This window comes from Mucilaginibacter sp. P2_D11 (genome assembly GCF_056404435.1).
Window position 1 is genome coordinate 23,473 of the sequence record NZ_JBFUEA010000016.1, and the last position, 24,333, is coordinate 47,805.

At 46.0% G+C, this 24,333-nt stretch carries 18 protein-coding genes; 6 read left to right on the forward strand and 12 right to left on the reverse strand.

The annotated features are described in order from the left end of the window. Positions 1-6 precede the first annotated feature (6 nt). From AC1DXC_RS22200 to AC1DXC_RS22235, 8 genes are all read right to left on the reverse strand, one after another. Complete coding sequence (locus AC1DXC_RS22200) at positions 7-432, reverse strand: QcrA and Rieske domain-containing protein (RefSeq protein WP_477461360.1); 426 nt, start codon at positions 430-432, stop codon at positions 7-9. A gap of 414 nt (positions 433-846) precedes the next feature. After that, positions 847-2,292, reverse strand: a complete 1,446-nt coding sequence (locus AC1DXC_RS22205) for a rubredoxin (protein ID WP_477461361.1) — start codon at positions 2,290-2,292, stop codon at positions 847-849. Next, entirely contained in the window at positions 2,289-5,798 is a 3,510-nt protein-coding gene (locus AC1DXC_RS22210; RefSeq protein ID WP_477461362.1) for a molybdopterin-dependent oxidoreductase, read from the reverse strand. Before AC1DXC_RS22210 ends, AC1DXC_RS22205 begins: the two co-directional genes overlap by 4 nt. Positions 5,799-5,855: 57 nt before the next feature. Beyond that, entirely contained in the window at positions 5,856-7,160 is a 1,305-nt protein-coding gene (locus tag AC1DXC_RS22215; RefSeq protein ID WP_477461363.1) for an MFS transporter, read from the reverse strand. A 37-nt stretch (positions 7,161-7,197) separates the two neighbouring features. Continuing rightward, a complete protein-coding gene (locus AC1DXC_RS22220) occupies positions 7,198-8,070 on the reverse strand; it encodes an ABC transporter ATP-binding protein (RefSeq protein WP_477461364.1) in 873 nt (290 codons plus the stop codon). 30 nt (positions 8,071-8,100) lie between these two features. Then, complete coding sequence (locus AC1DXC_RS22225) at positions 8,101-8,886, reverse strand: ABC transporter permease (protein WP_477461365.1); 786 nt, start codon at positions 8,884-8,886, stop codon at positions 8,101-8,103. A gap of 75 nt (positions 8,887-8,961) precedes the next feature. Next, complete coding sequence (locus AC1DXC_RS22230; protein WP_477461366.1) at positions 8,962-10,179, reverse strand: CmpA/NrtA family ABC transporter substrate-binding protein; 1,218 nt, start codon at positions 10,177-10,179, stop codon at positions 8,962-8,964. Between the two features lie 27 nt (positions 10,180-10,206). Continuing rightward, positions 10,207-11,814 (reverse strand): alginate export family protein, encoded by a 1,608-nt coding sequence (locus AC1DXC_RS22235; RefSeq protein ID WP_477461367.1) that lies wholly within the window; start codon positions 11,812-11,814, stop codon positions 10,207-10,209. Between the two features lie 426 nt (positions 11,815-12,240). On the opposite strand from AC1DXC_RS22235, the gene AC1DXC_RS22240 reads away from it, so the two are divergent. Continuing rightward, positions 12,241-12,936 (forward strand): Crp/Fnr family transcriptional regulator, encoded by a 696-nt coding sequence (locus AC1DXC_RS22240; RefSeq protein ID WP_477461368.1) that lies wholly within the window; start codon positions 12,241-12,243, stop codon positions 12,934-12,936. Here the strand turns inward: AC1DXC_RS22240 and nirD are convergent, their stop codons facing one another. Both nirD and nirB read right to left on the reverse strand, forming a co-directional pair. Continuing rightward, entirely contained in the window at positions 12,937-13,287 is a 351-nt protein-coding gene (gene nirD, locus AC1DXC_RS22245) for a nitrite reductase small subunit NirD (protein WP_477461369.1), read from the reverse strand. It abuts the gene before it with no gap. A gap of 153 nt (positions 13,288-13,440) precedes the next feature. Then, a complete protein-coding gene (gene nirB, locus AC1DXC_RS22250; RefSeq protein WP_477461370.1) occupies positions 13,441-15,936 on the reverse strand; it encodes a nitrite reductase large subunit NirB in 2,496 nt (831 codons plus the stop codon). Positions 15,937-16,226: 290 nt separating this feature from the next. On the opposite strand from nirB, the gene cobA reads away from it, so the two are divergent. Then, a complete protein-coding gene (cobA, locus tag AC1DXC_RS22255) occupies positions 16,227-17,006 on the forward strand; it encodes a uroporphyrinogen-III C-methyltransferase (RefSeq protein WP_477461371.1) in 780 nt (259 codons plus the stop codon). Continuing rightward, on the forward strand, positions 16,969-17,316 hold the full coding sequence (locus tag AC1DXC_RS22260) for a DUF7009 family protein (protein WP_477461373.1): 348 nt from the start codon (positions 16,969-16,971) through the stop codon (positions 17,314-17,316). Before cobA ends, AC1DXC_RS22260 begins: the two co-directional genes overlap by 38 nt. Positions 17,317-17,360: 44 nt before the next feature. Here the strand turns inward: AC1DXC_RS22260 and AC1DXC_RS22265 are convergent, their stop codons facing one another. Further along, complete coding sequence (locus AC1DXC_RS22265) at positions 17,361-18,548, reverse strand: winged helix-turn-helix domain-containing protein (RefSeq protein WP_477461374.1); 1,188 nt, start codon at positions 18,546-18,548, stop codon at positions 17,361-17,363. Between the two features lie 243 nt (positions 18,549-18,791). Here AC1DXC_RS22265 and AC1DXC_RS22270 point away from each other — a divergent pair, with 243 nt between their 5' ends. Next, positions 18,792-19,982, forward strand: a complete 1,191-nt coding sequence (locus AC1DXC_RS22270) for an acetyltransferase domain-containing protein (protein ID WP_477461375.1) — start codon at positions 18,792-18,794, stop codon at positions 19,980-19,982. A gap of 30 nt (positions 19,983-20,012) precedes the next feature. On the opposite strand, the gene AC1DXC_RS22275 is transcribed toward AC1DXC_RS22270, so the two are convergent. After that, positions 20,013-21,266, reverse strand: a complete 1,254-nt coding sequence (locus tag AC1DXC_RS22275) for a peroxiredoxin family protein (RefSeq protein ID WP_477461376.1) — start codon at positions 21,264-21,266, stop codon at positions 20,013-20,015. Between the two features lie 209 nt (positions 21,267-21,475). Between AC1DXC_RS22275 and AC1DXC_RS22280 the strand changes: the two genes are divergently transcribed. Together AC1DXC_RS22280 and AC1DXC_RS22285 are read left to right on the forward strand one after the other, a co-directional pair. Beyond that, the gene (locus AC1DXC_RS22280) at positions 21,476-22,396 is read left to right on the forward strand and encodes a family 2A encapsulin nanocompartment shell protein (RefSeq protein ID WP_477461377.1); all 921 of its coding nucleotides are present in this window, start codon (positions 21,476-21,478) and stop codon (positions 22,394-22,396) included. Then, positions 22,380-24,293, forward strand: a complete 1,914-nt coding sequence (locus tag AC1DXC_RS22285; protein ID WP_477461378.1) for a family 2A encapsulin nanocompartment cargo protein cysteine desulfurase — start codon at positions 22,380-22,382, stop codon at positions 24,291-24,293. Before AC1DXC_RS22280 ends, AC1DXC_RS22285 begins: the two co-directional genes overlap by 17 nt. The last annotated feature ends 40 nt before the right edge of the window (positions 24,294-24,333 follow it).

Consider the following 24,333-nt stretch of genomic DNA (forward strand, 5'->3'; position numbering starts at 1 on the left):
TAAATTTTAAGAGTATATCCTTAACGATGTTCCGGCAAGCGTAGTATTATAGACCGCTAAGGACCTACTTGTTGGCCCGCCCGTAACTACGCCTTTTTCGGTAAAGGTAGCGCCATGGTTATTACAATAAAACCGGCTGCTGCCTCCCTGATATACTAAGGGGTAATTTTCATGTGTGCATGACTCCTGTACTGCAATATACGCGCCAGATGCGGTGCGAGCCACTAAAATGCCATGGGATATTAAATAACCGCCATTACTTGTTAAGGCTGCATTAGCCGATGTACTAAGGTCCAGTGTAAAATCAACGCCGGTAGGTGCCGGTGTAGAACTATTTGTAGAATTTGAGCCTTTACTACAGCCAAAACAGCTCATCACCGCCAGGGACGCAGCGCCTAAACCCATTGATGACAGGAATTCTTTTCTATCCATGCTTAATTAACGTTTATTGTTGTATCTAAAATTATGACCGGTATGGAAAAGTTACTTTAGAGTGTCGACAAAAAACTTAATTGTATCGACTAAATAACCTATGGTACTGATTGACAACAATAGTAGCAGGCAAATCTGTAGACAGTATGAAAACAAGATATTTTAACATGTTTTTAACAAAACGATACTATAAAAAAGGATTGTTGAACCGCCTAACGACACGCTTCAATTTATAGAATAGAGGATTTTTATTACCCGGACTTATGGATCAGGAACTATCTTTACCTTACTTAACACCCGTGAGAATTTAGACGGGTAATAATTTATATTCACGTAAAATATTGAATATAAGAGCACTATAAGGCAATAAAACCCCGCCGGCTTCATTAAAGCTACAGGCGATATCAGGCGCAATTAGGCTACTGCTGTGGAAACCGCACTAAACTCGTCTTTTCCGGCTTCACAAACCGGACACACAAAATCAACCAAACTCGCGAAAGACGTTCCCGGCGACGCACCGTTCAGTTCATCCCCATAAGCTTCGTCATAGATGGTTAAACAACAACCACATTGATACACTTGCTTTTCCTTAGTCTTCGGTTCTACTTTAGCAACAGCCTCCTTTGGTTGCGAAACTTCAATTTGCCCGGCATAAAACTTATCGCAAAGCGCAATTAGATGTTTACTTAAATTTTCTCTTAATGCGCCCTCCTGGTAAATCACCGCTTCTTTCCTGTTGGGGTTAAAATCGAGGGTATGAGCTATTTCGAACAAGCCGTTGGCGCGTTCGCGTATGATAACAGAACCGTACAGCCCCGATTTTGGCGACCGCTTAACCACAAAACTAAGTCGATAGGTGCGCAGGTCGGCTTCCTCAAATTCGCGAACCAACTGCTGCTTAAGCTGTAGGCATTGACTGCACAAGTCCTCCACCTGCCAATTAAGCTCATTAGAAGCATGGCGGATGTTTACCCGGTATTTATTGAGGATATTGCCCCACAAAGGGCGGTCGGCAGGCTCTATATTTTTTATCAGTAAAGATTTCCAGGGACTGATGTAGAGCTGTCCTATACGAGTTTGCATGCAAAGCTTACAAATGTCCTTTAACAGTTCAACGGCAAAAAGCTCATCGCGGCGGTATATGCCCAGCCAATATTTATTGCCCTGTTTGTTAAAACCTTCGTAGTATGGCAGCTGAAAATCGGGCAGTTTTAAAGGCTGATTTATCTGCTGGATTACAAAATCATTCCCCGCCGATACCATTTGATGGAATAGGTTTGAATCAATTTCCGGCTGATCGTAAAACAGCTGCTTATTGCTGAATATCACTTCCTCTGCCGCTTTGGCTGTAGCAGGGATATCGTCCGAATAAATTAAAGATGGCCAGCTGTACAGGATATTAGTTTTGGGGTATCTTATTTGCAGGTACCAATAGTTACTTACAGATGAGGATATAAAATTAAGGTTCCCTGTAAAAAAGGGTGCGAAGGTTTGGCTGCTATCAACCAGGTTAATTTTCAGCAGGGGCATATAATCAAACAGATCGAAAATATCCTTATAAACACCCTCCTTCAGCCAGTTCTCCTGGTTAAAAATACCATCGGCAATATAGGAGCTTACTATGTTGGGGTATTGCGCGGCATCTGCTTCATAATCAATACCGGCGTTCAACAGCACTAAATCCAAAGCGTCCAGTTCCTGGCTATCTACCTCAAAATACAATTGCTGGCGATTACCAAAACGCACGTGTTCGACACCGGCATTTTGCGCCAATACTAAAATCTCATAAAGATCGCCGGCCGCCACTACACCACCCGGGAGGTTTATTTTAATCTGCTTTTTACTGTTGCTTTGCATCATACCGCATTTACCGTTTGCATTTCTCCCAGTAACCGTTTTACTTCGGGCTTGCAACTGCCGCAGCCCATACCGGCTCCGGTTGCTGTGCAAAGGCTGACGAGGTTATCGCAGCCCGCCTCAATTTTGTTGCGGATATTGCCCGCGCCCACATTATTGCAACTGCATACCAGTTTACCCAAAACCGGCTCGGCAGTTTTGCCGCTGCGAAGCAGCTTGAGCCGTTTATCGCTGAGTTCGGTCTTGTTGGCAATGAGTTCCTTAAACTCTAAAAACTCGCTTTTATCGCCTATCAAAATTGTACCTACCAACTTATCCTGGTGTATGATGCACTTTTTGTAGTAGCGTTTGGCCTTATCAATAAATACAACTTCCTCGTAGTCCTTATCATCCGGGCAATCAGAAAGGCCAATGCTGCACAGGTCGAAGCCGTGGATTTTGATAATATTCATAAACAGGCTGCCCTTATAATAGCTGGCAATATCGCCGTTCATGTAAGCGGCAACCACTTCTGCTTGCTGCTCGGCAGCGGCAGTGATGCCATACAGGGTGCCATTAAATTCGGCTATCTCGCCAATAGCGTAGATAGATGGGTCGCTGGTGAGCAGCCGTTCGTTCACCAAAACGCCGCGTTTACAATCCAGTCCACAGTCTTTGGCTATCTCCAGGTTAGGCGTGGTACCAATGGCCAGTATCATGGCATCGCAGTTTATTTTGCGCCCGCTCCGTAAACCTATACCGGTTAGTTTGGAGCGGCCAAAGAACAGCTGCACTTCGTCATCATAAAAAATATCGCAACCCTGGTCGGCCATTTCCTCGTGCAGCAGGCGGCTACCTAACTCATCCAGCTGCCGGTTTAAAAAACGGGATGTCCGCTGGATAATAGTAATAGTAATGCCTATCTCGCGGAGCGAAGCGGCCATTTCCAGCCCCAATAAACCACCGCCGACTATAACCACATGCCCACCTTTTGGTACGTGCTTTTTAAAGTTATCGGCATCGTTACGGCTACGCATACTGAATATACCGGGCAGTGATGGTACATTTTTAGGGATAGATGCCCGGCTGCCGGTTGCCAGCAACAGCACATCATAATGAGTTTTTACACCCCGGCTGTCAATAACAAACTTGTTAACGCGGTCTATCTTTTCTACGCTTACGCCGCGCAGCAAGCGGATGTTGTAGCCCGGTTCTTCCTCATCGGTCATTTTAACCAGCTGCTCCCAGCGTTGCTCGCCGCTGATGTAATCGGGCAGCATTACGCGGTTGTAGAACGGAAAATCTTCTTTACTAAAAATAGTGATTTCATCATCCCTATTCAGTTCGCGATACGATTTTACGAAGCCATAGGCACCGGCACCGGCCCCAACCACCACAATGCGCTGGAACGGCTTTTTATATTTTTGAACGCTTACCGCGCAATATTTAAAATCAGGCTCTTTTGAAATAGGGTCTACCGCGTCGTTGGTTAAATTGTTTACACGGTTAAGGTCGTTACCCAATATTTTACCCCAATGCATTGGCATAAATACCACGCCTTGTTTTATTTCTGCAGATAGTTTTGCCTTCACCTGTACCTCACCCCTGCGGGATGTAATAACCGTTACATCTCCTTCTTTGATGCCCAATTGCGCGGCATCCAGCGTGTTGATCTCTAAAAACGCCTGCTTAATATGCTGGTTCAGCTTATTAACCTTACCCGTTTTGCTCATGGTGTGCCAATGGTCGCGGATGCGGCCGGTGGTGAGGATAAGAGGGAAGCTGCTATCCGGCAGTTCGCTGTTCAGCGCATCAGGCACGGCGCTGATGAGGGCGTTTTTGCTTTCGGTATAAAATTGTTTATCGGTAAATAATCGTGGTGTTCCTTTGTTTTTCTTCGATTTATAAGGCCATTGAACAGTGCCTTCGCGTTTTAATATTTCATAACTCAAGCCACTAATATCAATCGTAGTTTTAGCAGTAAGTTTGGCATGTTCAGCATAAATTTCGGCAGCGTTTTTAAAATCGAAACCTTTATACCCCATCTTTTGCGCAAAGCGGCAAATGATCTCGCTATCGGGCAAAGCCTCGCCTGGGGCTTCCAATATCTTCTCCAAATAACTAATGCGCCGCTCAGAATTGGTCATGGTGCCTTCCTTTTCGGCCCAGGCAGCGGCAGGGAGTATCACATCGGCGTAGGCCAATGTTTCGGGCTTATTGCTTACCTCCTGCACTACCACAAACTTCGCTTTTTTGAGGGCCTCCTCGGCCAAACGCACATTAGGCAGGCTGGTAAGCGGGTTGGTACACATTATCCAGATGGCTTTCAGGCGGCCATCGTTCAATGCCTCAAACATCTCAGTAGCGGTAAGGCCCGGCTTGGCGGCAATTTCTGTTCCGCCCCAAAACTTCTGCACCTCGGCCCTGTGCAGTGGGTTGGCCAGGTTGCGATGAGCAGGCAACAAGTTGGCTAACCCGCCAACTTCACGCCCGCCCATTGCATTTGGCTGCCCGGTTAATGATAGCGGGCCCGAGCCCGGCTTACCAATGTGCCCGGTTATTAAATTGAGGTTTATAAGGCTTAAATTTTTGTTTACCCCTATGGCGCTCTGGTTAAGCCCCATCGTCCACATGGAGATAAAGCCTTTGGCCTGCCCTATGTAAAGGGCGGCAAGGCGAATGTCGTTTTCGGCTACGCCACAGATCTGTGCCGCATCAGCCACGCTGCGTTCAAACACCAAGCGACTATACTGTTCAAAACCATCGGCATGGTTGGTGATAAAATCAAGGTCGATATCTCCGTTTTCTATCAGCACACGGCCAATGGCATGGTTAAGTGTTATATCGGTACCGGGGTTTAGCTGCAGGTGCAGGTCGGCAATACCACAGGTATCAGTAGCGCGGGGATCTACCACGATGATCTTTACATCGGGATTAGCGGCCTTATGCGCTTCCACTCTTCGCCACAAAATTGGATGGCACCAGGCCGGGTTGGCGCCGGTTACATAAAAGCAATCGGCCAGTTCTATATCGTCATAGCAAACCGGTACGCTATCTTCGCCTAAAGCTATTTTGTATCCCACCACCGCGCTGCTCATACACAGGCGCGAATTGGTATCGATATTATTACTGCCGATGAAGCCCTTCATCAGCTTGTTTACCACGTAATACTCCTCGGTAAGGCATTGCCCCGAGGCATAAAAGGCCACCGAGTCGGGTCCGTATTTTTGGATGAAGGTTTTAAAAACGGCTGCTGTACGCGCTAATGCATCGTCCCAGCTTACCCTTTGCATTGGCATGCTTTTACCGTAGCGCATTTGCGGGTACAGTAGCCTATCGGTTTTATCGTTAACGGTGTAGTGCAGGTTTAGCCCCTTGCTACAAAGCATCCCTTTATTTACCGGGTGAGCTTTATCGCCTTCCAGCGTAATACTGCCGTTTTTTTGTTTATTGATAACAACGCCGCAACCCACCCCGCAATAGCAGCAGGTACTTTTTTGAGTATGAGCGGATAGTTTTGTGTTAGACATTGTTATTTTGAGCTGAAGGCAGAACGCTAAAAGCAAAAAGCCTCATAAGTACTTTCTTTATGCGATGCTTGCCTCTAAAACAGGCTCTTCGGCTTGCTTTGGCTGGGCTTGCTTCTGAAAACGGGTGATGAGCACAATTACCGATACCGCAATAACCGCATACCCTATATAGGTAAATGCCTGCACATAGGTAATAGATTCCGACTTGAATAAAAAGCCGAACATCATGCCGCCCAGGTTACCGCCTGCACCCACAATACCGCTTACCAACCCTACGTTTTTAGCGTTTACAAAAGGCACAATGCCATAAGTGGCTCCGTTAGACATTTTGAGGAACAGTGCGAACGTAAGCATGGTAACAATAGCCATCACCAACGAACCCGAATGCGCGAACAGTACCAGCCCTGCACCTTCCAGCAGCAGCACGCCGGCTAATAACAAGCCCTTGCCGCGCATGCCAAATTTGCCGCCTACTTTATCTGATACGATACCGCCAAGTGCACGGGCAAAAATGTTCATGAAACCGAAGATACCGGCCCAGAAACCAGCCGAGCTTTGCGAAAGTTTAAATGTATCTACAAAGTGCAACGAGGCTACGTTATCAAAGGTGATCTCCATACCAAAGCACATGGCGTAAGCAAGGGTAAGCGCCCAGATGCGCCAATCTGCTAATACCGACCAATCGGTTTTTGCAGAGTTTGCTTTAGTATAGCCAACCTCGTCGTAATTGCCATCAGGCGTATCCTTGGTATACTTCCAGTACACTAAAGCAATAAGCAGCATCATAGTACCAGGTACAATCATCGCGTAGCGCCATGCTTCTGCCTTGGTGTAGCCAAAACCTACGATAGCGGCAAAAATTAAGGGCATTACCATATTGGTTACGCCGCCGCCCAGGTTGCCCCAGCCACCGGTTACCGCGTTTGCAGTACCTTTTATATTAGGTGCAAACATCATCGAAGTATGGAACTGGGTAATCACAAACGATGCGCCGATAACGCCAATAGCCAATCTGAACAACAGGAAGGAGGTATAATCGTGCGCCAGGCCAACTAAAAACACCGGCAGGCAGCCAACCAATAGCAGGCGTACGGCTGTTTTGCGTGGCCCCCAGGTATCACAAAGCTTGCCTATAATAAGGCGGGCGATGATGGTAGCAGCTACCGACGCGATGATCGTATTACCCACCTGCCCTTTTGTTAAATGCAGTTCGGCCCGAATGGTTGGCATTAATGGTGCCAGGCCGAACCAGCCAAAAAAGCACACAAAAAACATAAGCCAGGTAGTATGGAAGGTGCGCATTTGCACGCCTTTAAGCGAAAATATGTTGAGTTTGGTAAGTTGTTTTCCTGTTTGATTCATGATTGAGCTATTTGATTTTTTATGTTAAATGCGCCTGTTATATATCAGCAATAGAGAACTTATCTATCAACAGATTCAATAGTTTATCGTGTATTTTAATGTATGCGGGGTCGTGAACAATGTCCTTTTTATTGCGGGGGCGGCTAAGCGGTATATCCACAATTTCTTTAATGGTAGCCGCCGGGCCGTTATTCATAACCACTACCCTGTCTGATAAAAATATGGCCTCTTCAATATCATGCGTTACCATAATGATGGTTTTTTGCCTATTATCCATCACCCAAAGCTTCAACAATTCGATGTGCATGCTGCTTTTTGTCAAAGCATCCAGCGCACCAAAAGGCTCATCAAGTAATAGTATTTTGGGATTGATGGAAAAAGCGCGCGCTATGGCAACCCGCTGTTTCATCCCGCCCGATAGCTGGCCCGGTAATTTATCTTTATGCTCCCATAAGTTAACCATTTTAAGGTTGGTTTCAACCAACGCGGTTTTTTCGGCAGATGTTTTATCTTTCAGGGCAGCATCAACGGCAACATAAATATTCTTATAAACCGTAAGCCATGGCAACAGCGAATAATTTTGAAAAACTATCCCCCTGTCGGGGCCCGGTGAGGTTACTTTTTTGCCATTAGCAAACACCTCGCCACTGGTAGGTTTTACCATGCCGCTTATCGTGCTCATCAGGGTTGATTTACCGCATCCCGAGTGGCCTATCAATGCCACTATTTCGCCTTTCATTACCGTCAGATCTATCTCCTTTACGGCAGTGTATAAGCCTTTAGGCGTTTTAAAGCTTACGGTTACATTACTTACCTGTATGCTTACCGGTTTAGTACCCTGATCCAAAAGATCTTCATCAACTACCGAAACGCCTTCGTCTGATAGTGATATTGTTGATGTATTACTCATAAATTACACTTTAATAATGATCTTAAATTTTTAAGCCGCGTATGAGAATTTCTTCTGTAGCCAGGTAAAACACATATCCAGTAGTGAGCCTACTATGCCTATGATAATTATCGCCACCAAAATTTTGGCTACGCTGCCGCCGTTAAAGCCTTCTTCCCAAACAAAATTGCCCAGCCCTATTCCGCCGGATAACATTTCGCCGGCAACAATAACCATCCAGGCAATACCAATAGATAGCCTAAGCCCTGTAATAATATGCGGCAAACTAAAGGGTAATAGTATTTTGCTGAGGTAGCTCCAGGTAGAAAAGCCGAATGCCTTGCTCACGTTTTTATGATCCTGCGGAATGCTGGATGCTCCAAAAGCGGCGTTAATTAAGGTTGGCCATATACAGCATATAAAAATCATGAAGATACTTGCCTTTGGCGAATCCTGAAAAATGGCCAGCCCCAACGGAAACCAGGCCAGCGGCGAAACAGGCTTTAAAATTTGCACCATAGGGTTAATAATGCGCATAGCTATTTTGCTGCTGCCCATCATAAGCCCAATAGGAATGGCAAACAGGCTGCCTAAGCCAAAACCAATACCCACCCTGGCGAGCGAGCTTAGTAACTTGGTCATGATCCCCTTCTGGTCGGCATCGTTTTGAAAAGGTTGCTGTATTACCTCCTTAAATACCGCCCAGGTAGCCAGCGGAGTAGGTATCTCATTTTTGGTAAGTTTGGCTATCAGGGCCCAAATACCGCCCATAATTATCATTCCCGCCACAAAATACCCTACCGACACCGCGGTTTTTATCGAAAATAAATTCTTCATATCATTTTAAGTGTTTTAGCAAATTTTGCCGGGATAAACAGCACCCGGCAAAAATCCACTTCAATTAACTACTAACTATTTCTTTGAACCTGCTATGTATGGCGCAGGGTTTTTCGGATCGAAGACGATAGTTTCCAGGTTGGTTTTAAAGGGCCTCATATCCTCCTGTATGGGTACATTCATGCTTTTTGCAACTTCGGCGTACAAATCGTCCATAATTAATTTCTGCGCTATTGTGTTGTAATCGGGCGCCGTGCTAAGCATGCCAAAGCGCACGTACTGTGCCATAAACCATATACCGTATGATAACTTTGGCGTATTTACCACACCATTGTTGTAAAACGTCATGTAGTCGTCTTTATACTTTTGCACGCCCAAATCGCAGCCAATTTCGGTAGTACCCATTAACCGGGCCTCAATTACCTGCACCGGTGCATTTACATAGTTTGGCTTACTTAGCAGCAAGGCAGCTTTTTTGCGGTTGCTCATCACATCAAGCCATCTGCAGGCTTCAATAAGGGCTTTCATTACATTTTTAAGGTCTTCCTTGTCGGTTTCGGCGAAGGCTTTATTAACTACCAGCGCTTTTTCGGGGTGGTTTTTCCAGATGTCCTGGCTGGAGATCTGCGTGAAGCCGATACCCTGAGTAGCAGCTACGCCATTCCAAGGTTCGCCAACGCTAAAACCTTCCATGTTATCAACCCGCATGTTGGCAACCATCTGCGGCGGCGGTATCGTAATAATACCTACCGATTTTGAATTTACACCGCAAGCAGCCAGCCAGTTACGCAGCCATATATCGTGCGTGCCACCCGGAAACGTCATGGCAAAGGTTACATCCTTGTGCGCCTTTACAGATTTGATGGCCGCCGCTACGTTCTTAAGGTCTCTGAACCCAACCAGCCCGCAAAAATCTTTAGAAAGGGTAATGGCCTGCCCGTTGTTATTTAGTATCATGGCTATCTTCATTTCGGAACCGGCCTTGCCACCTATACCTGTATAAACCGAAAACGGCATAGAGAACAGGCAATGCGCACCATCCAGCTCGCCATTTAAAATTTTATCGCGGATCACCGCCCATGATGCTTCTTTGGACAGCTGTACGTCAACCCCGTACTTTGCAAAAAAGCCCATCTCTTTTGCAATAACCAGGGGAGCACAATCTGTTAAGGGAATAAAACCCAGTTTAACAACCCTTTTGGGTGGCCTGGCAGCAGCGCCGCTTACCAGTATCAACACGCACAAACTCCATAATAATAATGGCTTGCAATATTTTTGTATGTATATATTCATTTTAGGGGTAGTTTATATTGTTTTAAATTATTGTCTGATTGCAACCGGCTTGGCGTAAAAAAAGTCGGGCGTGAATTTTATCATTACATAAGCCCAGGTAGCTGTTTTATTAAAGGTAGCAGCAGTGGCATCGTTTACAGCCTGTGCTTTGGCAAAGGGCATGCTATCGGTACCTTTCATAAGCGAGTAACCAAATTCTATATTGGTAAACTTGTTTGCGGTATAGCTAAAAAGCAGGTCGCCTTCTTTACCCAGGTTTTTGCCAATAACTGTTCCGTCGGCTTTTTTCATATCCTTATTAAGCGAAAACGAATGCAGATCGAGCCCTAACGCAAAGGTGTTTGCGGTGTATTTGAATTTGAGATAAGGGTTATTTAAACCACCTTTAGGCGATCCGGTGCCTGCATAAAAATAATCCATGTAGCCCCAAAACTTATGCGGCGTGCCGTACAATGGGTCGAAGGAGTTGTTTTTACCTGCGGCAATATCTGAAGTTGAGCTACCCGAAACCACATCGTAACCCGGGGTGATGCTAAACAAGCCCTTTTGATAGGTGGCCGCTATAGTATAATGGTACGCGTTCATCTTCTTCTCGTCTCTATCCTTGCCGGATTGACGGTAGTAAGCTGCCTGTATAGCTATCTTACCAAAGCCCGATGCATTGCCAATAGTAGGGCTAAGCATTAAGCCATAGGTATAGCGACGGTTTATGCCATAGTCATAGGTGTCTGCTATGCCGTTTGGCACAAACCGGCGGCCATAAACATATCCTGTGGCGGCAGCTCCTACTGAATCGAGCCGGTATTTACCAAAATTATCATTGAAGAGCAGTATCGATAGCTTGGTTTGGTCAATTTTTTTGCTGATGTACAAGCTGGTGAACGACTTATAGTTTTGCGTTGCGCCATTGGTACCTGCGGGATTTGTAAATACGGGGGTGCCCGCTTTTGAGCTATTATTTGCTGCGCTGCCACCAGCCGCTAACGGCAACAGGCCTGCCGGCAGCGGTACAAGCGTACCTGCGCTGTTTTTAATATAAGCAGGTAAATTACCCGGCAGGTAATTGCTGTTGGTTATACCGGCGGCATCGGTATTTTGGTTATATGCAGCGCCGAGATCTACCTGCCAGCCGTGGTGCATAGCCTTTAATAAGACCATATCGTGTTGGCGCGCCTGCTGTAGCCAGTCAAGGTTACCAATAAGGCGCGAATCATCATAGATCAGTTCCTGCCTGCCTATTTTTAAGGTAAGCATATCCAATAGCTTAAACCTTACGTTGGTATCGGCTTTGTTGGCCAGGGTTAGCTCTGCCCAGCCTTCGTGCAGCATAAAGCGGTTGCCATCTGCGAGTGATATAGTAGAAGCATCCGCCCCCCACACCCTTATGTCCTGCACGCTAACGCCAAAGGTTAACAGATCCCATTTGTAGCCAAAATTCAAACGGGTGCGCTGAGAAATAAAGTCGGCATTTTTTGCGCCGTTTGGCACCAGGTTACCGTAACCGTTACGGTCTTCGGCGCGTACGCGCAATTGCCCAACCAGGCTAAACTGAGCCTTTACTGTGGTGATTTGAAAACAGCCGAAAATTAAAAATACGGCAAATATTATGATTTTATAACGTACATTTTTATACATTTGGTTTGGTTTTTTATTTGTTAAAGCGATTAAAAACTGTTTAACCCTGTCTGGGAATGCGACCTCCCGGCAGGGCTTTTTTATTGTTTTTTTATTTTTATCATAGGCGGGGGCAATTGTTGTTTTTAGAGTGATTCATTATTATAAATATATCATAATTAATGATTAAATGCAATTTTTATCGTTTTAAAATCAATTTTTATGATTAAAATCATACAATAAGTCATTTTTTAATAAAAATCTAAATTTATGCCACAAAAAATTGCTCAAAATATAGTTTTGATAATTTTCAAGGCACTTTAAAATGCACTTTAGTGTGAAAATCTATGATATATCTTATACTTAACAGATATTTTACACTAAAAACAGCAAATAACCATTCATTTTGTCATAATTTAGCCAACAAAAAGCACAAAAAAGCTATAAATGAAAAAAAACACCCAATGCGATAACCAGTCTTGCTTTTTGTGCAGGAGCTGTATAAAAGAGTGGCTACCGGCAGTTGCCGCCAACAAAAAAAACTTTGTTGCTAAAAAAGGGCAAGTAATTTTCAGCGAGGGCGACTCGGTTACCGGGATCTATTTTGTTTACGAGGGAAATGTAAAAGTGCACAAGAAGTGGGGGGCCGATAAAGAACTCATCATTCGCTTTGCTAACAAGGGTGCTATTTTTGGGCACAGGGTTTTAGGCAAGCAAGCCGCTAATTACCCTATATCGGCTACGGCTTTAGAAGAAAGCCTGATATGCTATGTGGATATGGAATTTTTTGAGGCCACCATGAAAGTAAATCCCGGCTTTACTTATGACTTGATGCTGTTTTTTGCCGAGGAATTAAAAGAGGCGGAACGCAAAATGCGCAACCTGGCACATATGCCGGTGAAAGGGCGCGTAGCCCAGGCATTGATATCCCTTAAAGAGCAGTTTGGGACAAATGATGAGGGGCATGTAGACATAGAACTTACCCGGCAGGATCTGGCCTCCTACGCAGGCGCTACCTACGAAACCGTTTTTAGAGTAGTGAACGAGATGATACAGGAAGCTACCATTATTGCCAACGGTAAAAAAATAAGCATTACCGATACAGATAAGCTTTTTGCATTAACACAGGATACCAACCTTTGATTAAGCTACGCCTATAAAAACCTTACCGTCTTCCACTTTTACCGGGTAAGTTTTAATAACCATATCATCTTCGCCAAGGCACTCGCCGGTAAGTAGCGAAAATGTTTTTTTATGAAACGGGCAAGCCACTTTGGGCTCGCAGCTTTCGCCGGCACTGCCTATCATCCCACGCGAAAGCGCCATTTGCTGTTTATGCGGACAGAGATTTTGGGTGGCATACCATTCGCCGCGGCGGCTAAAGTTAAATATGGCAATTTGCTCATCGCCATGCTTAATGCACGATCCGCCGTTATCCGGCACATCATCTACATAGCAGGCCAGTATCCAGTTGGTTGTTAATGTTGTTTCCATATCTGTATGTTTTAATAGCGGCAGACGCCTATTTTGATCAACCTTTTGTAATGCATGCGGACTAACACACCCCTCCGCCCCTCTCAAGAGGGGAATCGCACCCAGCCCGCGCTTTTTTTTTGAATTTTTACTTTTGAGTTTTGACTTAAAACCCTACCATTCTTTGGCCCGCACCTGTTCGCGCATGGGTTCAAATTGGGCGTAGGGATCTTTTTCCTCGGGGGCATTTATAAAATGCGAGAAGCGTTTACGCATGGCAGGGCTTTCTATCACTTCCTTCCATTCGCAGTGATAGGTGTTTACCAATGCCTGCATTTCTTCTTCCAGCTGCTCGCCCAAACCCAGGCTATCGTTAATGACAACATTTTTGAGGTAACTCATCCCGCCGTCCAGTTTGTTCAACCAGGTTGCAGTACGGGTAAGCTGATCGGCTGTTTTGATATAGAACATCAAAAAGCGATCGAGGTATTTGATAACGGTTTGGTTATCTATATCAGTAGCCAGCAATTGTGCATGCTGCGGTTTAGAGCCGCCGTTGCCGCATACGTATAAGTTCCAGCCTTTTTCGGTGGCTATGATGCCAAAATCTTTTGATTGCGCTTCGGCACATTCGCGTACGCAGCCACTTACGCCACCTTTTATTTTATGCGGCGCACGGATGCCTTTATACCTGTCTTCTATTTCGATGGCAAAGGTTACGCTATCGTGCAAACCAAAACGACACCAGGTACTGCCCACGCAGCTTTTAACCGTACGCAGGGCTTTGCCGTAAGCGTGCCCGCTTTCAAAACCGGCATCAATCAATTCTTCCCAAATTGCCGGTAAATCATTTAAATGCGCGCCGAACATATCTATACGCTGACCACCGGTTATTTTGGTGTAAAGCCCGTATCTTTTAGCCACCTGGCCAATTACAATCAATTTATCGGGCGTTATTTCTCCGCCGGGGATGCGCGGCACCACAGAATACGTGCCACCTTTTTGGATGTTGGCCAAAAAGCGGTCGTTACTATCCTGTATCACCTCTTGTTTTACAATTACATCGTTCCAAAGGCTGGAGAGGATGCTTGCCACAACGGGCTTACAAACTTCGCAACCATCACCTTTACCATAATGATCCAGCACCAGGTCGTAATTCTTCAGGCCGTTTATTTTCACCAGGTCGAAAAGCTCCTGGCGCGAATAATCAAAATGCTCACATATCACATTTTTGATGTATTGGCCGTTAGCTTTCATCGTACCCGCTATCAGATCCTTCACCAATGGCACGCAGCCACCGCAACCGGTACCGGCTTTGGTGCATTTTTTCATGCCATCTATGTTGGTGATACCCTGCTCGTTCACCGCGCCGCAAATAGCAGCTTTAGTTACCGCCTCGCAGGAACAGATAAGCGCATCATCGGGCAGGTTCATTACGCCTGCGCCTTCGCTTACTGCACCACCGCGTGAACCTAATATCAAATCCTCCGGATCGGGTGGAAGTACAATTTTATTATTTACGGTTTGCAGCAGCATGTTGTAAGCTTCCGCTTCGCCAATTAATATACCGCCCAAAAGCTGCTTCCCATCGTTACTAATGTTAATGCGCTTGTAAATACCCTTATGCGTATCCTCAAACAATATGGTACGGCAATCGGGCTCGGTGATAAACGCATCGCCAAAGCTGGCCACATCAACACCTATCAACTTTAGCTTGGTGCTCATATCGTAGCCGTAGAAAGACTTATCTGCTTTCGTTAAATGAGCGGCAACTATATCGGCCATCTCATAACCCGGTGCAACCAGTCCGTATATCATCCCTTCATACAGGGCACATTCGCCAATAGCGTAAATATGCTCGTCGCTGGTTTGCATTTTTTCGTTCACGATAATGCCCCCGCGGGTACCAACGTGCAGCCCGGCCAGCTTAGCAAGCTCGTCGCGCGGGCGGATGCCTGCCGATATCACCAGCATATCAACCGGTAGCAGGCTATCATCGTTAAAACGCAGGGCATCTATCTTTTTACCGCCCACTATGGCGGCAGTGCTTTTATTTAAATGAATATGCAAACCCAATTGATTAAGCTTCAGTTGCAGCATATTGCTACCTGCCGAATCAATCTGTCTTGGCATCAGCCTTGGCGCAAACTCAATTACATGCGGCTCGGCTATGCCCAGGTCCATCAATGCTTTGGCTGCCTCCAGCCCAAGCAAACCGCCGCCCATTACCGCGCCCGATTTTGCAGTGGCAGCGCAGGCCTTTATCAGCTCCAGGTCTTCTATAGTACGGTAAACAAATACGCCCTCTTTTTCGATACCCGGGATATCGGGCACAAAAGCCGAGGAGCCGGTAGCTAATACCAGGTAATCGTAATGTAGGGTTACGCCTTTTAGGGAGTGAATAGTTTTTTGAGCGCGGTTAATTTCCTGGATAGGATCGCCGAGGTGCAGTGTGATGTCGTTATCGGCATACCAGGAGTGCGTAGAAAGCGAAAGATCGTCAGCAGATTTCCCGTTGAAATACTCGCTGAGGTGCACCCTATCGTAAGCGTGGCGGGGTTCTTCGCCAAAAACAATTATCTGGAACTGTGATGAGCGGGCCAGAAGCTTCTCGCAAAACTTGTAGCCTACCATGCCGTTGCCTGCAACAATAATGATTGGTTTTGACATTGTAATATTTTTTAAGTGTTAAAGCGATATTTCAGAACTAAATACATCAAACTGCGACCTTAAATGCATTTACATCACAATTATAATTCAAATAATCATCAAAAAGAAATAAAAATTGAATTTTTTATTAAATAAATCATACAATTTGTCTTTATTATTCATAATTTAGAGCATTAAATATAATTTAAATCAGTTTTTATGATATTTTAATTGCATTTTTGTTATAAAAGCGATTAAAACACAGTAACTGATTGATAAAAAGCTCTTTTTTACCATTAAATTTTAATAAAATGGAAAATAAATCAATAAAACCAGAATTATTTGTGTTAGGAGCCGGCCCGGGCGATCCTGACCTGATTACGGTAAAAGGATACAAAATACTGCAGCAAGCCAACGTAGTATTATATGATAACCTGGCCAATACCGAATTGCTGGCCCTTTGCCGCGAAGACTGCGAAAAGGTATATGTAGGTAAACGCCCCTACGGCGATTACACCCCGCAGGAAAACATCCACGAGCTGATTCGCCATTACGCTTTTACCAAAGGCATGGTTGTAAGGCTTAAGGGCGGCGACCCGTTCATCTTCGGGCGTGGTTTCGAGGAAATCATCTTCGCACGGCAGCATGGCATTAAAACGCATTTCATCCCGGGCATTACCAGCATGCAAGCATCGGGTTTTGAAGATATCCCCCTTACCCATCGCGGGGTAAGCGAAAGCGTATGGATGATAACTGGCACCAAAAAGGATGGGGGGCTATCGGCCGACCTGAAATTGGCCATACAAAGCAATGCGACTGTAGTTATATATATGGGCATGAAAAAACTGGCAGAGATAGCTAAAACCTATATGGATGCCGGTTTTGGGAACACCCCGGCGGCTATTATCCAACATGCATCGTTGCCAAGCCAGCGCAGCGCAGTTGGCATGGCCCGCAACCTGGAGTGGCTGGCAGAGCAGCATAAATTAACCTACCCGGCTATAATTATCATAGGCGATGTAGTAACCGTTCAAACACAAGAAATATTATGTTATGAAGATAAGGATAAAGGGCAATTCGCTGCGGTATAGGCTTACTAAAAGCGATGTGGCCAGCCTTGCCATGAACGGCTTTATAGAAGAAAGCACCAATTTTGGCGCGCAGGTGTTTAAGTATGCCTTGCGCCGGGGCATGGTTAATTCACTATCGGCAAGTTTTGAGGATAACACCATCACTATACACATGCCCGGCAAAATGATTGAGGAATGGGTTTATAGCGACCGCATAGGCTTTGAAAACAGCAACAGCGCCATATACTTATTAGTGGAGAAGGATTTTGTTTGCCTGGATAATGTGGCTGAGGATCAAAGCGACAACTACCCCAACCCATTATTGTGCTAAAAAAAAGCTTTTTTATTATTGCAGTGCCAATTACCTCGGCCGCATCATAAACTCTTTTTCAAAGCGTTGAGGCATGCCTCGTTATTTGATTTGGTGAACACAATATCCCGGCATTGGTTAAATTGCACAAAGGTTTTCAGCGCCTCTGTAATTTTTTCGATCATCGTTTCGCTAATATCTACCGGTTCGAAGTGCAGGTTGTGAACGATGAGTAGCTTTTGTTTCCGGTCGGCTTTTGCATCCATACGGGCAACGAATGTATCACCCACCAATACCGGCAAAGAGAAATAGCCATACTTTCGTTTAGGAGCGGGTACAAAGCACTCCACCTGGTAATCAAAATCAAAAAAGTCTCTCAAGCGATGCCTGAAAACATTCAGGATATCAAAGGGCGATAAGATAAATGCATTACCCGCCAATTCCACCTCCGTATTTTGATTGGGCAACATGTACAGCGGCGCGCTTTTCAATCCCTCTACCGCTACAGTCAGCACCTCTCCCGCTGCCACCATCTTCGCCAGTTCCTGTTTTACCAAATTGCCTTTTACGTAACGGGCACGCCAGGCCATCTCTTTTACATAAGCAATGCCCAACGCCCCTAGCGTGCGCCGGATTACAAAACGCGCGTATTCCTCCGCCGATGGAACCTGCAAATCCAGATCCGCCGGCAATAAGTTCATTGGCAAATCGTATAGCTTATGAAATTTTTTGTCTCGGGTTATCATCAATTCGCCGCTGAGATACAAGCGTTCCAGCGCAACCTTTGCGGGCCGCCAATCCCACCAACCAGAACTGGCCTCTAAGCGGTCGTTCTCAAAATCCCCAACCATCAGCGGGCCTTCCCGCCCTATCCGGTCGAGCACCTGCTTTATCAAATTAACTTCTGGTTTCGTGAGTGTATTCCGTTGGGCAAATGCCTGTTTTACCGGCAGCGAGAAGCGGAAATCCTTCATTGGGATATACCCCGCATCAGAAGTGAAATACTCAAAAATCCGGCCTTCTTCTGTAAGTTCTGCCAGCCAAGCGGTTTCATAATCGGGTACCCGCGCAGCCATTACATGATGATGCGCGCGCTCCACCACGTAATTGGTATCCAGTTGCACAAAGCCCAGCTGATCTATCAAGTGATAAACAGCTTCTATACCTGTACCGAACTGCCCGTGCCGTGCAAGACCAGCGGCCTCAAGAATAATCTTTCGCGCCTGCAATTTGGAAAGTAATATTGGTTCCACATCAGCAAAATAAGTAATTATTTGCGAATGCGGCTATTTACCTTGATGATATGCTATTAATGATAACTGGGCTATTCTATTTATTATTTCTGGCCTATATAACTAGTCCACAACACCTATAATTTTATATCATATAACAGACTATAATCAAAGCTGCCATAAATCGCGAAACACCAGTACTGCCTCGCATGTAAATTGGCAGCTAAGCAAATCAACGGCATTATTAAGTTCAACCAAACACCAATGACCACAATTTTAAATTTAAGAAACAGGATAACCTCAATCGATTTCCTGCGAGGCACTATCATGATCGTCATGGCGCTTGACCATGTGAGGGATTACTTATATTCAGGTTCGTTCCTTTTCGACCCTTTGGACCTTACTAAAACAAGCGGCATCATATTTTTCACCCGGTGGATTACCCATTTCTGTGCGCCGATATTTATGCTCTTGGCCGGCACCTCGGCATACCTCATTGGGCAGCGGAAGACTAAAAAGGAACTATCTATATTCCTTGTAAAGAGAGGCATATGGTTGATATTTCTTGAACTGATAGTAGTTAACCTGGGCTGGAATTTCAACCTCACGTTTCCTATGTTCTTTTTCATCACCATTTGGGCCCTTGGCATAAGCATGATTATCCTGGCAGGGGTTATCCATTTGCCCGTAAAAGCCATCCTGATTGGTAGTGTTTTGATTATAGCAGGGCACAATCTGCTCGATGGAGTTCATGTCGATGGCGATTCCCTACCGGCATTCGGCTGGTCGCTTATCCACGATCAACGGTTTTTCACCTGGCACGGCGAACTTTTTTTGGTAGGCTATCCAATTGTGCCGCTGATGGCGGTTATGCCTTTGGGGTATTGCCTGGGTACCTGGTTTGCCACAGGGTACGACAGCAGCCAAAGGCAGCGGAATTTATTGCTGGCCGGTGGGTTATGCATAGCCGTGTTTGTAGCCTTGCGTTACGCCAACGTGTATGGAGACCCGTCAGCATGGTCGGTACAAAAAAACGCGTTTTTCACCTTCCTCTCATTCATTAACGTCAGTAAGTATCCGCCCTCTCTTTTATACCTGCTGATAACCTTAGGCTCGGCATTCTTATTCCTGTCATTTACCGAACGATTGAAAGGGCGATTAGTTGAGGTAGTTTCTGTATATGGCAGGGTGCCGATGTTCTATTACCTTATCCACATATACATCATCCACATCATCGCCATCGTAACGTCGGCAGTTACTGCGGGCCAGGATTGGAGAATATGGATACTTACCAAACCCATCTGGTTCACACGGGGTTTGGCAGGGTACGGTTTTTCTTTGCCTGTTGCCTACCTGGTTTGGTTGGGGATAGTAATTGCGTTATACCCCTTATGTAAACGTTATGATGCTTATAAGCAAGCGCATAAAGAAAAGTGGTGGCTGAGCTATTTGTAATGCTCAGCCACATGATATGATAACCGTATTTTAAATTGCACTTTGATTGGTAAGTTTAGTCACTTCTTCGTTAAACTCCTTAATAAACTGTGTATAATATTTACCCGTGGCCGGGCCGGTGAATCCTGTATAAATCTTATCAACGTTCCCTTTTTTGTCTATAAACAAAATAGTTGGGAAAGACAGGAAAGTATTTAAAGCAGGGAACGATTCGGCTACGGCTTTTTTGTCCGCAATACCGCCAAATACCTCGGTGTAGGTAATGGCAAAACGTTTCCTGAAATTTTCCAATGCGTTTTTAACGTACGCAGCGTCTGCCTTGCGCTCAAACTGCACCCCTACTATCTCTACCCCGCGGTCCTTGTTCTTTTTATACCAGGGAGCCATAAACGCAGCTTCATCCATGCAGTTGGGGCACCAGGTGCCGCCGATAGTGATGATGACTACCTTATTCTTAAACTTCTCGTCCTTTAGCGATATTTTGTTCCCATCGCCATCAGGCAGGGTAAAATCTAAGCTGGTGTAGCCATCTTTAAGGTAGGTGAGCTTATATGGATCTGGCAGGGCTGCGGCAGCATTTTTCTTAGCCGTAAAAGGCTGACCATTTGCGCTGCCACTAAAATTACCGGCAGAATCGATGGTGCCCGTGTAATACGAGGCACCGCCGCCAATAAAAGCCGATAACTTAAATTGATTGCCTTGCACAACCCCTTCCAGAAACCTGGAATCGCCGGTAATGCTCATGAAGGTGGCATTGAGTTTACTTCCGTTTTGCTTAAACAAGCCAACTTTTTTCTCTTCGGCACCATTACGCAATTTGAAAACCACATCATAGGTTCCCGAAATATCGGCAACCGGCTTTTCACCGTTATCGGCAAAGCGGTAATCATCACCAAAAACAGCATCTACACGTGTAGTGCGGCCGGTTTGGTCCTTTTTGCGCAGCACGCCGCTAAGGTTTTTGCCATCGGCTTTAAGGGCCAGTTCGTTATCAAACTGGTCGAAAGCAACAAAAATCGAATCGCCTTTTGATACGATACCACCGGTTTCAAAACGTTCGCCGCCATTGAGCAGGTAAATCTTAGCTGTGGCAGCAGTTTTGCCTTTTACTTCAAAATTGAAGGGGACATCCGTGCCATCAGGCTGATGGAACACGCCACGCCATTTACCCTCGGGAATGAAATTTTGTGCAAAAGTGGTGGCTGATAGCCCGCCTAAACCTAAGGCCAGGCAGGTAAGCTTCATTAAATATTTCTTTGCTATCGAAGTAGAATAGATGTTCATGTAATGGTTATTGTTTTTTATACGATGTTATAATTTTTCAAAATCTGCAATATCTCTTTCGTAGAAATCTCAGTAAGAAGGAAACCTGAAGCAAACATAGATAAAATATTTTTTTAAACTATTAAATCTATAGACTTTATATATTATAATTGCAAAGGCAGTTCTCTGCTCTATTAGCTTGTTAATTTACATACACACTTATACCCAATATGGCAGAACCAAAACACCAACAAACCGCACTTGGCGACGTAGCCGCCAGGCAATTGGCCGTAGCAACCCGCACGGTCCCTCAACTCTCCATCATTACGCCACGCTGGCTTACTCATTTGCTAAATTGGGTACCGGTCGAATCGGGGGTTTATCGCTTAAACAAAGTGGTTGATGCCAACAATGTTGAAGTAGATTGCTCTAACCGCGATGAGCGCGAACTCCCTTCCACGTATGTTGATTACGAGGAGAACCCCCGCGAATACAACCTTAGCGCGGTAAACACCGTTTTAGATGTACATACGCGCGTATCAGATCTTTACAGTAAGCCTTATAACCAAATAAGCGAGCAATTAAGGTTAACGATTGAGATTGTTAAAGAGCGCCAGGAAAGCGAACTGATCAACAATGCGGAATACGGTTTGCTGAGCAGTGTGGCAGCATCGCAAAAAATCAAAACCAGGCTTGGCCCACCAACGCCGGATGACCTGGATGAGCTGATTACCAAAGTTTGGAAAGAGCCAGGTTTCTTTTTGATGCATCCCTTAGCTATTGCAGCCTTTGGCCGCGAATGTACCCGCAGAGGCGTACCGCCGCCCACCGTTTCGCTTTTTGGCTCGCAGTTTATAACCTGGAGGGGCATACCGCTTATCCCATCAGATAAAGTGCCTATCGTTAACAATAAATCAAAAATCATACTGCTGCGTACCGGCGAGAGCCGCCAGGGCGTAGTAGGCCTGTTTCAACCGGGATTGCCCGGAGAGCAGTCGCCCGGCTTATCGGTACGTTTTATGGGGATCAATAATAAAGCCATTGCCTCTTATTTAGTTTCCCTTTATTGCTCGCTGGCCGTTTTGGTTGATGATGCTATAGCAGTTTTGGAAGATGTTGATTTAGGTAATTATCATGAGTACAAATACTAATCAGGCCAATTTACCCGGTGTGGAAGAATTGGAGCAACTGGCCAACCAGTTTTTCAAATCGGGCCCGGGTGTGTTTGCAAATCAACTCCCCGCACGGCCGGAACAACCTGCGCCATCGGCAGCTACTTTACAGCAATCCGATTTCGCGCCGAATACAGCGCCGGTACACGGCGCAGCAGGCTCTGTTCCGCAGCAACTGTCGCCGCCGGCTTCGGCTTCTGGCGGCGGTGTTTCGCCATCGGCGATCAACCAGGGCAACGCCGTAAACCTGCAAAATCCGCAAACCGGCTTTGCACATCCAGGCTTAAGCGGGCCGGAACAGCCTGCAGCACCAGTGGAAAGAGGGCTGCCCTTCGCACCGGATTTCAATTATTCATCTTATTTACAAAATACGGGCGCAGGGCCGGTTCCGACTTCAAAAACAGACCTGGCGCCTAAGCCTAACACAAAAGTACCCGACAACTTATCGGCTCTACCTTATCAGCAAGACCAAAATTTTGATATCGAACTAAAGGAGTTGCTGGGCGGGATAAAATCATCCGACGCGCTGAGAAGCTTGCCATCAGGTGCCCCAACGTCAGTTATCGAAAGCCCTTTTTACTTTCTATCGCCAAGCTTTGGGCTGCCGCAATTTAAGCCGCAGCAACAACAAAGCTCAAAAGTTGGCGTAAGCAGTATCGGCACGCCCCCTTTTGATGTAAACCTGGTTAGGAATGATTTCCCTATACTGCAGGAACAGGTGAACGGGAAGCAATTGATTTGGCTGGATAACGCGGCAACCACGCAAAAACCCAGGCAGGTGATAGACCGTATCAGCTACTTTTACGAACACGAAAACTCCAACATCCACCGCGCAGCGCACGAACTGGCAGCAAGGGCTACGGATGCTTACGAGGGCGCGCGCAAAAAGGTGCAAGCTTTTTTAAACGCAGGCTCTGTAAACGAGATCGTATTCGTGAGGGGCGCTACCGAGGCCATAAACCTGGTGGCCAAAAGCTGGGGCGAACAAAACCTCATCGCCGGCGACGAGATTATCGTGAGCCACCTGGAGCATCATGCCAACATTGTCCCCTGGCAGCAGCTTGCCGGTAAAAAAGGCCTGAAAATTAAGGTTATCCCCGTTGATGATGACGGGCAGGTATTGATTGATGAATACCTCAAGCTACTCGGGCCAAAAACAAAGTTGGTGTCATTTACCCAGGTATCAAACGCACTGGGCACGGTTACGCCGGCTGCGCAGATAGTCCAACTTGCACACCTGGCAGGGGCTAAAGTATTGGTTGACGGGGCACAGTCGGTATCGCATATGCCGGTTGATGTTCAGGCGTTGAACGCCGATTGGTTCGTTTTCTCGGGCCACAAGGTGTTCGGGCCAACAGGTATCGGTGTACTTTATGGCAAAGAGGAATTGCTTAACCAAACCCAGCCATGGCAGGGCGGCGGCAACATGATTAAAGACGTAACCTTTGAGCACACCCAGTACCATGAAGCACCTGCCCGTTTTGAGGCCGGTACGGGCAACATTGCCGATGCGGTTGGCCTTGGTGCAGCTATAGATTACGTAACCCGCCTTGGCATGCCCGCAATTGCCCAATACGAACATTACCTGCTGGTGTATGCCACCAGCCTGTTAAAAGAAGTAAAAGGGATACGACTAATAGGCACCGCCCATGATAAGGCAAGCGTATTATCGTTTGTACTGGACGGCTTCAAAACCGAAGAAGTTGGTGCCGCATTAAACAAACAAGGTATAGCGGTGCGGTCGGGCCACCATTGTGCCCAGCCAATATTAAGGCGCTTCGGCGTAGAAGCCACCGTGAGGCCTTCGCTTGCGTTTTACAATACCTGTGCTGAGATTGACCTGTTGGTAGATACCCTCCACAAGCTTAAGCGCTAAATACAAAAAAGAATACCCGGCCGACGGCCTGCCCGTCGGC

Excerpts from the sequence above, each read along its gene's own strand:
- AC1DXC_RS22200 (WP_477461360.1), bottom strand. The coding sequence starts at position 432 with ATGGATAGAAAAGAATTCCTGTCATCAATGGGTTTAGGCGCTGCGTCC.
- AC1DXC_RS22205 (WP_477461361.1), bottom strand. The coding sequence starts at position 2,292 with ATGATGCAAAGCAACAGTAAAAAGCAGATTAAAATAAACCTCCCGGGT.
- AC1DXC_RS22210 (WP_477461362.1), bottom strand. The coding sequence starts at position 5,798 with ATGTCTAACACAAAACTATCCGCTCATACTCAAAAAAGTACCTGCTGC.
- AC1DXC_RS22215 (WP_477461363.1), bottom strand. The coding sequence starts at position 7,160 with ATGAATCAAACAGGAAAACAACTTACCAAACTCAACATATTTTCGCTT.
- AC1DXC_RS22220 (WP_477461364.1), bottom strand. The coding sequence starts at position 8,070 with ATGAGTAATACATCAACAATATCACTATCAGACGAAGGCGTTTCGGTA.
- AC1DXC_RS22225 (WP_477461365.1), bottom strand. The coding sequence starts at position 8,886 with ATGAAGAATTTATTTTCGATAAAAACCGCGGTGTCGGTAGGGTATTTT.
- AC1DXC_RS22230 (WP_477461366.1), bottom strand. The coding sequence starts at position 10,179 with ATGAATATATACATACAAAAATATTGCAAGCCATTATTATTATGGAGT.
- AC1DXC_RS22235 (WP_477461367.1), bottom strand. The coding sequence starts at position 11,814 with ATGTATAAAAATGTACGTTATAAAATCATAATATTTGCCGTATTTTTA.
- AC1DXC_RS22240 (WP_477461368.1), top strand. The coding sequence starts at position 12,241 with ATGAAAAAAAACACCCAATGCGATAACCAGTCTTGCTTTTTGTGCAGG.
- nirD (WP_477461369.1), bottom strand. The coding sequence starts at position 13,287 with ATGGAAACAACATTAACAACCAACTGGATACTGGCCTGCTATGTAGAT.
- nirB (WP_477461370.1), bottom strand. The coding sequence starts at position 15,936 with ATGTCAAAACCAATCATTATTGTTGCAGGCAACGGCATGGTAGGCTAC.
- cobA (WP_477461371.1), top strand. The coding sequence starts at position 16,227 with ATGGAAAATAAATCAATAAAACCAGAATTATTTGTGTTAGGAGCCGGC.
- AC1DXC_RS22260 (WP_477461373.1), top strand. The coding sequence starts at position 16,969 with ATGAAGATAAGGATAAAGGGCAATTCGCTGCGGTATAGGCTTACTAAA.
- AC1DXC_RS22270 (WP_477461375.1), top strand. The coding sequence starts at position 18,792 with ATGACCACAATTTTAAATTTAAGAAACAGGATAACCTCAATCGATTTC.
- AC1DXC_RS22275 (WP_477461376.1), bottom strand. The coding sequence starts at position 21,266 with ATGAACATCTATTCTACTTCGATAGCAAAGAAATATTTAATGAAGCTT.
- AC1DXC_RS22280 (WP_477461377.1), top strand. The coding sequence starts at position 21,476 with ATGGCAGAACCAAAACACCAACAAACCGCACTTGGCGACGTAGCCGCC.
- AC1DXC_RS22285 (WP_477461378.1), top strand. The coding sequence starts at position 22,380 with ATGAGTACAAATACTAATCAGGCCAATTTACCCGGTGTGGAAGAATTG.